We start from the raw sequence: 11,987 nt of genomic DNA, 5'->3' as shown, positions 1-11,987 counted from the left end.
GCTAATGCCAAATGGCGTTCGCGAACATGACCTTTGCTCAGATTCTTCTTAATCGCCTTAAAGCCTAACTCATAACCAAAACCGACTTCTTTAAACCAATCATTTAGTTTTAATGTCATCTCTTCTGAACGCTTGTTGTTCAAAGCCATAATTCCATCCAGAATCCCCTGATCTTCTTCAGTCAAAACAGAAGGATATGCCAAAGCTTTGCCACTAAGATAAATACGCCCTGGATTAGACGGGTCATTGATCAACAATCCATTCTTTTGATCCTCACGATTAATGCCAATAAACTCCACATTAAACATGGGATAAAGTCCTCTTTTAAAGGCACCTTCACACCATTGCCCATATGCTTCGAAAGTATTAAAATCATTCACGCCTACCACATGTACATTTTCTTCTAATGCCTGATCCAGTGCTTCATCGATTGAACTAAAAGCACTGAAAGAAAAAGGAGTATGCAGATGATTATTAACCAATAAAGGCTGATTCTCTGCAGAAATGGTTTCAGGTGAGAAATCTTTTACATAATCTAAATAGCCCATATTCAGCAGAATTAAATACCTAGTTTTGAGCGACGAATCATTTCCGCATTGGTAAAATTGTTGCTTACCATATGTCCTTTCAAAGGCACAATTTTTTCATGAATGGCATCTAGCATCCACTCTTTAGTTGGGAAGAAATAGTCTTCCAACTCGTACGCTGGTGTAATCCAGTTGCGCGAACCAACTACCACAGGCGGTGCATCTAACTCGTCAAAAGCCAGTTCAGTAATGCGCTGCGCCATATCTTTCAGGAAGGAACCACGTTCGTTAGCATCACTGGTTAATAAGATACGACCAGTTTTCTTCAAACTTTCAACAACCGGTTCGTAGTTGAACGGCACAATGGAACGGGCATCAATTACTTCGGCCGACATACCATACTTCTCTTCCAGCTCTTTAGCCGCTTCCAATGCACGATAAACGTTAGCACCAATTGATAGTATTGTAATGTCTTTACCTTCTTTCTTCACATCCGGCTCACCAAATGGAATTTCATAATATTCTTCAGGTACACCTCCCTGGTGGAATTGCTCACCAATATCATAAATACGCTGGCTCTCGAAGAAAATAACCGGGTCGGTTCCCTGGAGGGCTGTATTCATCAATCCTTTGGCATCGTATGGTGTTGCCGGGAAACAAACTTTCAAACCCGGAATATGCGCTACCAATGATGACCAATCCTGCGAGTGCTGTGCCCCGTATTTAGAACCAACCGATACACGGATTACCACCGGCATCTTAATTACATTACCCGACATAGCCTGCCACTTAGGCAACTGGTTAAACACCTCATCACCACAACGACCTAAGAAATCGCAATACATGATTTCAGGAATCACACGACCACCACACATGGCATAACCAATAGCTGTACCAATAATAGAAGCCTCAGAAATAGGCGAGTTAAACAAGCGCTGGTAAGGCAATGCCTCAGTCAATCCGCGGTACACGGCAAATGCACCACCCCAATCGCGGTTTTCTTCACCATAAGCGATTAATGTTGGATCTTTATAGAAACGGTCAACAATGGCTTCGAACAAACCATCGCGCAATTGATACTGCTTAATTTTCGAGAATGGCTTGCCATTGGCATCAAAAGCAAAACGCTCTTTCTTGGCAATCTGCTTCACACGCGGGTTCTCTTCCATCGGATGATTCACTTCCACCGGACGATCTTCCATCTTGTCTTCACTGCCTTCAGAGAACATCATCTCTCCGATAATCTCAGGATGCTTCACCAAATCCATACGTGGTGACACCTCTTCGTCGATGGCTAAAGTCATGGAATATTTCATCAACTCAGTCACATCAGCCTTAATACCATCTAATTCATCCTGAGCAACAATACCTGCCCTCACCAACTCAGCTCCGAATGAAGCAATACAATCCTGCTTTTCCCATGCCTCAATCTCTTCTTTAATGCGGTATGAAGAGGCATCGGATGGCGAGTGACCACTATAACGATAGGTTAGTACGTCTAATAATACAGGACCTTTTTTATCTTTTAATAATTCCAGTTTGCGCTGATAAGCATCGATCACGGCCAATGGATTATAACCATCCACTCGCTCAGCGTGCATGCTATCGCGATTAACACCGGCTCCAATACGTGCGGCAATGTCGTAGCCCATGGTTTCACCACAAGTTTGACCACCCATACCGTACTGGTTATTCATGATGTTGAAGATGATTGGTAAACCACCCTTATAGGCACCTTCCCACAATTGCTCAAACTGATCCATCGATGCAAAAGCCAATCCTTCCCAAACAGGGCCACAGGCCATGGAAGCATCGCCAATATTAGCAACCACAACACCATCTTTCTGATTCACTTTCTTAAACAAGGCAGCACCAACAGCGATATCACCCGAACCACCTACAATGGCATTGTTTGGATAGACACCAAATGGCGTAAAGAAGGCATGCATCGATCCTCCTAAACCTTTGTTAAAGCCTGTTTCGCGGGCAAAAATCTCAGCCAGTGTTCCGTAAACCAGGAAGCGGCGCGCCAGCGATTTTAAATCACCCTGATGATTCTCTGATACAATCTTTAAAATTGTTCCGTCGAAGAAGTTTTTCATCACTTCCATCAAGGCCTCATCATCCATTTTATGAATGGCTGACATTCCTTTCGCTAATATCTCACCATGCGAACGGTGCGAACCAAAAATAAAGTCTTGCTCATCGAGGTGGTAAGCCATACCAACTGCGGCTGATTCCTGACCAATGGATAAGTGAGCCGGACCGGGGTGATTGTAACCAATCCCCTGGTATTCTCCCTTTACTTTAATTTCATTCAACATGGTTTCGAATTCACGAATCAGAACCATATCGTGGTAAATACCGACAAATTGCTCTTTTGAGAAATTTACTTTCTCGTCTTCGATTGTTTTATCATATTGATTGACCGGTATATCTTTAAATTCTATTTTACTTGATTGACGAACCTTTGCTGGATCTATAAATTGTGACTTTGGCATTTTCTATTCTTTTATAATTAGCAACTGAGATTAATGGGAATGAGCGAATACCGTTTCCCTGAATATTTCTGAAACAGTCGGGTGCGGTAACACCACCTGTTCCATTTCTTTCAATGTCATTTCATTTTCGATGGCCATGCAGGCCCCATAGATCATTTCGCTGGAAGGATTACCTAGCATATGCACCCCTAATACTTCACCGTATTTAGCACCAACCAGCACTTTACAAAGGCCTGAACCACCTTCATTTTCGGCAATAAAACGACCCGCATAAGCCATTGGTAATTTAGCAACTTTCACATCGATGCCTTTAGCCTTGGCAGTTTCCTCGGTTAATCCAACACCCGAAACTTCCGGATTGGTGTAAACAACTCCAGGAATAGCATTGTATCGCATTTGATCTTCTCCTCCGCTAAGATTATTGACAACAACTTCACCTTCGCGACTGGCCGTATGAGCCAAAAGAGAGAAGCCGGTAACATCACCAGCAGCATATACATTAGGTATGTTGGTACGCATTTTCTCATCCACCTTGATGCCACCTTTAAATAGCTCCACACCCAGATTCTCCAAACCAAAGCCATTAACAACAGGTCGGCGTCCAACGCTCATTAATATTTTATCGCCTTGAACCGCTTTTGTCTGTCCGTCTTTTTCAAAGAACACCTTATTGCTTTCAACTTTAGTGACTTTTGATGACAGGTTAAACTCGATTCCTCTTTTAGCATATTGCTGGCGCAATAGGGCACTCATCTCTACGTCCATTCCGGTCAGAATCTCATCCATCATTTCCACAATGGTAACCTTGGTTCCAAGGCTATTAAAGAAGCTGGCGAATTCCATTCCAATAACTCCGCCGCCAATAATTACCAACTCATCAGGCTGCTTTTCCAATTGCAGGATTTCCCGGTTGGTTAATATATCCGAATTGTCTTCCACTCCCGGTATTGGCGGGATAAAAGCTTCAGAACCCGTGCAAATGAGCAGGTTCGAAGCCAATATCTCTCCTTCATGAAATGCTAATTCGATACCCCGTTGGGTACGTCCTTTAATAAAAGCAGCGTCATTCATAACTTCCACTTTAAACTGTTTCATTTTGGCACCAACGCCACCGACGAGTTTCCTAACCACCTTCTTTTTACGTGCCATCATTTTGTCAAAACTGAAGGATAAATCCCCTGCTTCAACACCATACTTATTCCCAGCCTTGGCATTATCGTACAGCTTGGCACTGTATAATAAGGTTTTGGTAGGCATGCATCCTTCATTGAGGCACACACCACCTAATTCTTTCTTTTCGAAAAGTACTACTTTCAGGCCTTTGGCACCGGCGCGTTCAGCCGCTACATATCCGGCAGGCCCGCCTCCGATTATTGCTAAATCATATCTGTTTTCCATGGCTTAAAAGTCGATTGTCAGGTTTTCAATTTCAATGGCAATCTGCTTCAGGAAGCGCGTTGCCAATCCGCCATCCAATGCCTGGTGGTCGTATGTCAGACTGAGACCAATATAAGGCACAAAGCCATAAGCTCCGCCACCCAAATCGGCCGGACGGGGCACAATGGTGTTAACACCTAAGATGGCGACCTGTGGTAAGTTGATTACCGGTGTAAACATTTCCACTCCGTAATTACCCAGGTTGGAAACGGTAAACGAAGCGGCTTCTGATGATAATAACTCAGGATCGATACTTCCCTGACGGCACGATTCAGCTACCTCTTTAAACTGGTTTGATAAGCCTGTTATCGATAAATCATCCGCATTTTTAATAACCGGAACCATTAAGCCTCGGTCGGTATCTACAGCCAGGCCTAAATGAACTTTATTAAAATACTTAACGCTATCGCCTAAAAAGTGGGCATTGGCATCGGGAAACTGCTTTAATGCTTTAATAACCGCAAAACATACCATATCGTTAATGGTGATATTCGGTGCTCCTTCTGTTGCTTTTACTTGTTGACGCAGTTCGAGCAAACGGCGGGCATCAGCACCCAAATGGTGAGTTAACTGCGCTGAATTTTGCAGGGAAGCATGCATTGCTTTTGCTATCAGCTTGCGAATATTTGGTAATTTCTTAATCTCAAAATCATTGGCGTAAACCGGATTGGCAGAAAGGTCAGCTGCTCTTACCATGCCGTCCAATCCACTTCCTTTGTCAGGCATCTCCAGACCTTCTTGTTTCATCACTTCTTTGGCTAATGGACTAGTTTTTGGCATCGAAGCCAAGTAAGCTTCTATATCCCTTACGATGATTCGACCTTCGGGGCCTGAACCTTCTATCATCTCATATGGAACAAGCTCCGCATTAGCGATTTTTCTGGCACGTGGAGATATCTTTACCTTATCTCCATTCACCGTTTCCTTTAACACCAGTTCAACTTGCAATTCTTTATCCTCTATTACTTCTGCAGGCTCAGAGGTATCTTCTTTTTCTTCTGCTCCACCTCCCTGTTGAAACGAACTGATATCTTCTCCAGCCTGTCCAACTACACCAATGTTTTGAAGAACAGGAATTTCATCTCCAGCTTCACAAAAAGTTGCTAAAAGTATCCCTTCTTCTTCCGCTTCCTGTTCAAAAGAAGCTTTATCTGTTTCGTATGCAAATAATATATCACCTTTCCTGATCTCATCTCCCACTTGTTTATACCAGTCTGTAAATATGCAGGATTCAACAGATTGCCCCTGGCGAGGCATAATGATTGCGTTAGCCATGATTCATTTTGTTTTGAAACAAAGTTATTTACGATCACATGTATATACAAGTTAATTTTTAATTTTAATCTTTATTACTCATTAACAACATCTTGACACCATTTACAAGTAACTTGTATATACATTTATATTCACTTATATTTACAAAAATTTCAAATATGACATTAAAAAAGGAGTTACCTCCATACAAAATTCTTTACGAACAATTACGAAAACATATTACGGACGGTAAATATAACAGGGGTGATATCTTGCCTTCTGAAAATGAATTATGCACCACTCACCAGGTGACGCGCCCCACAGTACGTAAGGCACTGGACCGCTTAGTACATGAAGGCTATATCCGCAAAAAGCAAGGGAAGGGAAGCATAGTGCAAGGGCAACCACAGGGTGTTGGTATCCTGTCGCTTTCCGGGACTACTTCGGCCATTGGTAAAGATAACCTGGAGACTAAAATAATTGTTAAGCCAACGCTTGTAATGTGCGAAGATGCTTTTGGCTTTCCGCTACTTGACTTTGAGAAAGAAGTAGGTTGCTACTGTCTGGAACGGTTGAGGATCATGAATAAACAACCTATATTCTACGATATCACGCTTGTTCCAAACATTAATTTACCACGTTTTAGCAGTCGTAATTTTGAAAATCGCTCTTTATTTGAGATTATGCGTACATCGTACCAGATCGAAATAAGTGGAGGAGAACAAAAGCTAATGGCCATAACTGCAGACGAGAAAATTCAACAGTATTTCAATGTAGCAGCAGGTCATCCAATTTTAAGATTAGACCGAAAAATGGAAACCAGCAAAGAAGGTTTTTTCTTTTACAGTCAGGTGTATTGTAACACTGAGAATTATGGCTTGTACGGTACTTTTTAGACTTTATAATATCAAGATTCAAGATTGATTCAAATGGTGGAAAAAATGCTTCAGACAATAGTAAATAAGCATGAATAACAAGATACAAAGGCCATCAATAGCGGATCCTTCGGACATTAATCAAACATTTCCGAGGTATGAAATTAACGTTCATTGCTGTAGGTACTGGTGGCTTCAAAACTGGGAATTCAAGGATTTATCGTTCCCATTCTGGAGAGTGTATCACAATAGTTTTGAAGGTGCTGCTATTATTTATAATAACGATCATATCCAAATTACTCCTGACAGATTAATTCTTATTGCACCCAACACTTCTTACTCCACATACTTGTTTAATCACAATATTCCCCAACATGGATATTCATTAAAAGGCGGCAGAGTAAGTCAAAAACTGCCTTTGAACGAACAATACTTGCTCCATTTATTTATTCATTTTAACCTTGGCATGCCATATGATAACGCTCAGCCAGGAATATACTCACTCCCCATCAGTAAAGAAATAAATACGATGCTGGCAGGTATCAAAAAGCACCTGAATTACGAGCATGCCCGCTTCACATTTCAATCAACATTATCTATTAATGCCATCATTAATTATCTATTATCTTCATTACCTGAAGAGAAGTGGCACAATATAACCAGTGATAACCGCATCCTTAAGGTCATAAGTCATATTGAGAAATGCTTAACATCAGAACTCAACAATACCAAATTATCTCAAATTGCCTCAATGGCAACCAATGCTTTTACAAGACTATTTACCAATGAAACAGGTGTATCACCACAAAAGTACGTTAAGAAAAAGCGTATTGACAAAGCTTGTATCCTGCTTCACCATTCAAGTCTTTCTATTGAGCAAATTTCTGCGAGATGTGGTTTCGCCGACCGATATCACTTCACGCGCATTTTCACTCAAGTAACAGGTTATTCACCAGCCCGGTATAAAAAAGAATTTAGGATTTACACTTAAAAGTCTTATGACTTTAAATTCATCTAAACCAGGTAGATGGCGTGAGAAAATAAATCTCACTAGTGCACCTCCCATATACACCACCATACATACGGTTCCGTATACGGCAGTTCCCAGTGCACCTTCTTAAAAAAATGAAAGAAGGTTGAATCTCGCTTTCAATTATCCAAATGAGAAACATCACTCTCGCTTATTTTCGGATTCCGTCCTATCTTCCAGCGAGGAGCCTCTTTCGAGCACCTGGCTACAAACGACTCATTTGGTAACAGTTAATTCTTACCCCTATACCAGGTTCAGTCCTTCCCAAATCAATTCATAACTCGGTACAGTGACTTCAGCTGACTTCTCACAAACCTTTTGCGACCGTATTTCATACTACGTTTAAATACATCCATGAGACCTCCCTTGGTAAGATAAATAAGTACATCCAACAAGCCACGGCTGTTGAGATATATCAATTATTTGTTTTACTCACAGACTATCTTTCATTCTGATAATATTTCTTTATTTTAATGTAAAGGCAATAGTATCTCCTTTTTTGATTATTGTATTTTTAAAAGTTTTCACTTTACTATGATCTAAAATAAACTTTTTGATTTTCAAATCACTTCCTAACACTTTTAACTGAACATCATCTCCTTCAATACTTACCGTACCATAACTGTAACCGTTTGACCAAAACCACACTCCATTTCGTTTCTTAAAATTCATAGATTGTGTAACCGCTGAATAACTAAAACCCGTATGCGCTAATATACTTGCCCATGCTGCCATAGCTCTTACATAATGATTACCACATTCAATCTCATTAAAAGGATTACGACGCACACCATTATAGCGATCTCTGATACTTGATATCACTTTCAGCCCATCTTCTTCCATTCCTTCATAAAGCATGCCCACAGCAGCTGTATATTCGAATCCTGTCATTAACTCAGGAAAATAGGGGAATGGAACTTTAGGTCTGCCTTTCGGAAAACTGGCCATCAATAAACCAGACTCATCACCCATGGCATAAGAACGCATTTTGTTGAAATGATTATGAAGATTGTCTTTATAATTATATTTCATGATGCTTTGCATAGTAGTACGAGCATTTTCAGGTTTTATCAAATAACCTAAGCCACAAATATGCGACATATATTGCCCTACCATCTGATCAACCAAACAGCCTTTATCTAACTGATAATCGGGATTACTAACATCTTTTGCGCCCATACCAGCCATTAAGCCAGGAGCTATATCATCACGACTGGCAGGTGGCATTATAATTTGCTCATAATACTCACCATTGAACAAGTTTTCATCAGTCCACTTGCTTCCGGCCTGATATAATTTTTTACATTTAGATGATAATTTCTTATCACCTACAACATAAGCCATCTCTATGGTTGCCTTTAAAGCTCCTAAATACCATAATTGCATTTGTGGGTTAGGGCCAAAATACTCAACATCCATGGTATTGTGCTGGCATCCTTCCATAACTCCATCTACATCTCCATCCCAGCCTTTCTCAATCCAACAAAACTCTAGAGCCTTTTTAACGTTATCCCAATGTTCCTTCAGAAACTCATCATCTCCGGAAAGCTGCCATTCACGGTACATTTTCATGATACATCCCATCTGGCCATCAGCTGCCACACCAATCCATTGTGCCCTGCTTAATGGCAAACCAACTCGAAATGACATAGCTCCGTTAGCTCTCGTTGCATAATTAAACTCAACATTTCGCATTGTTTTCGCTAATTCTCCAAACATAAAAGGAACAGTCTGTTCATAATTCCATACATGCGTACAGGAACCGGCACATGAACCAACTTGATCCATTGATCCTTCCCATCCCATAAGATGACCACTGGCAATTCTAAAAACAGTTTGTGAACGTAAAGTACTCAAGTTAAATAGTGCTGCTTCTTTAATTGGCAATGGCAAATCTGATTTGACAAATGAATTGACAAATTGTAAGGTTTTACTTTCCAGCTCTTTCAATTTAGGATATGTCTTTTTAATCACATCTTTAGCATCTTTATATTGCTCTGTGTAGTAATTACCAACAACTTCTTGCGACCATCCTTTTCTATTTGGGAAATGCCATGTTAAATAAAATTCAAATTCTTTAGTGCTATTAGCAGGTATCTTCTGCTTAACTGATAATGATGCCATGGGATCATCATCCGCAAGTTTATCCTTTTCCGACAACAAACCATCTGCACTAAAATCATCCCAAAAATCCAACATTCCATTAAACCAAACTCTATCAACCACTGAAGATGTTCGATAAGTAATTTGACCACTATTATCTGTTGAGAGAGCCATGGTTCCCCATGCAGGGTCATCTTCATTAATATCGCCGGGTAAAAAGTCAATACCTTTTAACTGGCCATCATCAAAAAATTTGTTAATGTTTTTTTTCGCACCATAATAATCTCTTTCACCTCTCCAGTCAACACGATATTTACTTCCATCTTTACCAATAAAATTACGTATAGAACCACAAACTGACACTTCAATATCTTGATTAGTCTTGTTCGTTACTTCATAACGTAATACAGCAATAGGAATCCCACTGGCATCAGCATCACCGGGAACTAATGGATTAAAAGCTTTAATCTTTACATCAACAGGCACATTTTCATCTGAAAGATTAACAACACCAAAAGGATAAGCTGCATCAAAAGTAGCATTACTAAATCGTGGTATGCCATGATGATCAACAGGCTTGCCATCCATATGCTCATATTCATAATCAAATAAAGGTCCAAAAAGTCCTTTGGTCACCTTGTTGGTACCATCATCAATATGAATTGCGAAAAATGGAGCATTATTACCTTTTATAACAGTACTGTAATCAGTACCAGGACGATTCATAATTTCCCAATTCACTAAACTTCCACGACCACTTAAAGATACTGTTCCGGTACCAATACCTCCAATTGGCATCGCAATTTTAGAAATTTGGCTCTCATTATAATGTTTTAATAACGGCCATTTAAGATCATGCAAATTTTGGGTATTTGAAACCTCTTTTGCATTCTCCTGTGCAACTATATTAATGATTGGCATAAAGCCAATCATTAATATTATACTTATATGTTTTAATAAACTCATTGTTATCTATTTACTGAATTTTTAATACAAAAGCATTCTTATCGATATTCCATGTCATATCCGACTGTGGCATCGTTATAATAATATCTTTACCATTTTTTTTCCAACTGCATTTTACATTAGCTCCCAATAAAATGATTTCAGAACTATTTTTTAATTGCAAATCTTTAATAGTCAATTTCTTTTTCCATTGTGGTAAAATGGCATATAAAGTCTCTCCTTTTGTAGTGAAGAACATCTCCTTTACTGCATCGCCTTTAGTTGGATATAATGTTTGTCTCTCGATGTAATCGGCAGTTATGTATTTATCACCGTCTTTCTTTAGCTTAATCTCACGGTTACCTTTACTCCACTGGCAGGGTCTGCTATATGGTTTAGTACCATAAATAGCCTCTCCGTTAATCTTCAGCCAATTTCCTATTTCCATCAATCGTTGTTGCTGAATAACAGGTATCTTACCATCAGCACGAGGACCTACATTTAAACAAAGGTTTCCACCCATACTCACAATATCACTAAGCATCAAGATAAGCTGTTTGCCGGATGCATAATCGGCTAAATCCTCATCCCTGTTATATCCAAAGCTGGTACCGATCCCACGAATTTCTTCCCATAAATGACCTTCTACACCATGCGTTTCATATTCAGTAGTCATATAACCACCATGCTTGTGACGACAACCGGCAAACCATCTGTCATTGATGACAACATAGTCTTTACATGGTGACTCATTATAAAGCCACTGGATAAGCTCTGCACTCTTCCAGTAATCATCACCCTTATCCCATTCTCCATCTGCATAAATCAGATCAGGTGCATATTTATTCACTAAATCCTTAAATTGGGGATGGTAATGCTCATCGACAAACTTCTTGTTGTCTTTCCCTAACGGATAATACCATGGATGATACCACTCATATAAGGAGTAATATAAACCGGCTTTTAATCCTGCATCACGCATGGCCTCAACATATGGGCCTATCAAATCCTTTTTAGGACCAACATCTTTTGCATTCCAGGCGAAGCCACGACCATCCTGGGCGTGTTTATTCGGCCAAAGAGTATATCCGTCATGATGCTTGCTCGTCAGGATAACATATTTAGCACCTGCATTCTTAATTAATTCAGCCCATTCAGCTGGATCATAAAGCTCCGCTTTGAACATCTTTCCAAAATCATAGTAATTGGATTCCTCACCATAAACGGACTTTTGTAAATTTGGAATAGCGTCCCTGTTAGGCTTGTTATTACCAAATATATTATGCTGTTGTAACCAAAACTGATACCATTCAGT

Annotated in this window: 8 protein-coding genes; 2 read left to right on the top strand and 6 right to left on the bottom strand. The window is 40.0% G+C overall.

Annotation, left to right across the window (positions count from 1 at the left end; translation table 11 throughout):
* The 4 genes from AC4MRQ_RS21765 to AC4MRQ_RS21750 all read right to left on the bottom strand — a co-directional run.
* Window positions 1-548: PHP domain-containing protein (locus AC4MRQ_RS21765; RefSeq protein WP_491199837.1), on the bottom strand; the 548-nt coding region annotated here is incomplete at its 3' end.
* An 11-nt stretch (window positions 549-559) separates the two neighbouring features.
* Window positions 560-3,028: an alpha-ketoacid dehydrogenase subunit alpha/beta gene (locus AC4MRQ_RS21760; protein WP_491199836.1), complete on the bottom strand. Its 2,469-nt coding sequence runs from the start codon at window positions 3,026-3,028 to the stop codon at window positions 560-562.
* A 30-nt stretch (window positions 3,029-3,058) separates the two neighbouring features.
* Window positions 3,059-4,426 (bottom strand): dihydrolipoyl dehydrogenase, encoded by a 1,368-nt coding sequence (gene lpdA, locus AC4MRQ_RS21755; RefSeq protein WP_491199835.1) that lies wholly within the window; start codon window positions 4,424-4,426, stop codon window positions 3,059-3,061.
* 3 nt (window positions 4,427-4,429) lie between these two features.
* The gene (locus tag AC4MRQ_RS21750; protein WP_491199834.1) at window positions 4,430-5,740 is read right to left on the bottom strand and encodes a dihydrolipoamide acetyltransferase family protein; all 1,311 of its coding nucleotides are present in this window, start codon (window positions 5,738-5,740) and stop codon (window positions 4,430-4,432) included.
* Window positions 5,741-5,898: 158 nt separating this feature from the next.
* Here AC4MRQ_RS21750 and AC4MRQ_RS21745 point away from each other — a divergent pair, with 158 nt between their 5' ends.
* Both AC4MRQ_RS21745 and AC4MRQ_RS21740 read left to right on the top strand, forming a co-directional pair.
* The gene (locus AC4MRQ_RS21745; protein WP_491199833.1) at window positions 5,899-6,615 is read left to right on the top strand and encodes a GntR family transcriptional regulator; all 717 of its coding nucleotides are present in this window, start codon (window positions 5,899-5,901) and stop codon (window positions 6,613-6,615) included.
* A 70-nt stretch (window positions 6,616-6,685) separates the two neighbouring features.
* Window positions 6,686-7,585, top strand: coding sequence for a helix-turn-helix domain-containing protein (locus AC4MRQ_RS21740; RefSeq protein WP_491199832.1), 900 nt, complete (start codon window positions 6,686-6,688; stop codon window positions 7,583-7,585).
* Window positions 7,586-8,089: 504 nt separating this feature from the next.
* On the opposite strand, the gene AC4MRQ_RS21735 is transcribed toward AC4MRQ_RS21740, so the two are convergent.
* Window positions 8,090-10,693 (bottom strand): GH116 family glycosyl-hydrolase, encoded by a 2,604-nt coding sequence (locus AC4MRQ_RS21735; RefSeq protein WP_491199831.1) that lies wholly within the window; start codon window positions 10,691-10,693, stop codon window positions 8,090-8,092.
* 10 nt (window positions 10,694-10,703) lie between these two features.
* Window positions 10,704-11,987: alpha-L-fucosidase (locus tag AC4MRQ_RS21730; protein WP_491199830.1), on the bottom strand; the 1,284-nt coding region annotated here is incomplete at its 5' end.

It is taken from the genome of Carboxylicivirga sp., assembly GCF_982718395.1.
This window is presented reverse-complemented; position numbering and strand designations above follow the sequence as displayed.

Bases quoted from the DNA above. Each gene is read 5' to 3' on its own strand.
- AC4MRQ_RS21735 (WP_491199831.1), bottom strand. From the start codon at position 10,693: ATGAGTTTATTAAAACATATAAGTATAATATTAATGATTGGCTTTATG.
- lpdA (WP_491199835.1), bottom strand. From the start codon at position 4,426: ATGGAAAACAGATATGATTTAGCAATAATCGGAGGCGGGCCTGCCGGA.
- AC4MRQ_RS21760 (WP_491199836.1), bottom strand. From the start codon at position 3,028: ATGCCAAAGTCACAATTTATAGATCCAGCAAAGGTTCGTCAATCAAGT.
- AC4MRQ_RS21745 (WP_491199833.1), top strand. From the start codon at position 5,899: ATGACATTAAAAAAGGAGTTACCTCCATACAAAATTCTTTACGAACAA.
- AC4MRQ_RS21750 (WP_491199834.1), bottom strand. From the start codon at position 5,740: ATGGCTAACGCAATCATTATGCCTCGCCAGGGGCAATCTGTTGAATCC.
- AC4MRQ_RS21740 (WP_491199832.1), top strand. From the start codon at position 6,686: ATGAATAACAAGATACAAAGGCCATCAATAGCGGATCCTTCGGACATT.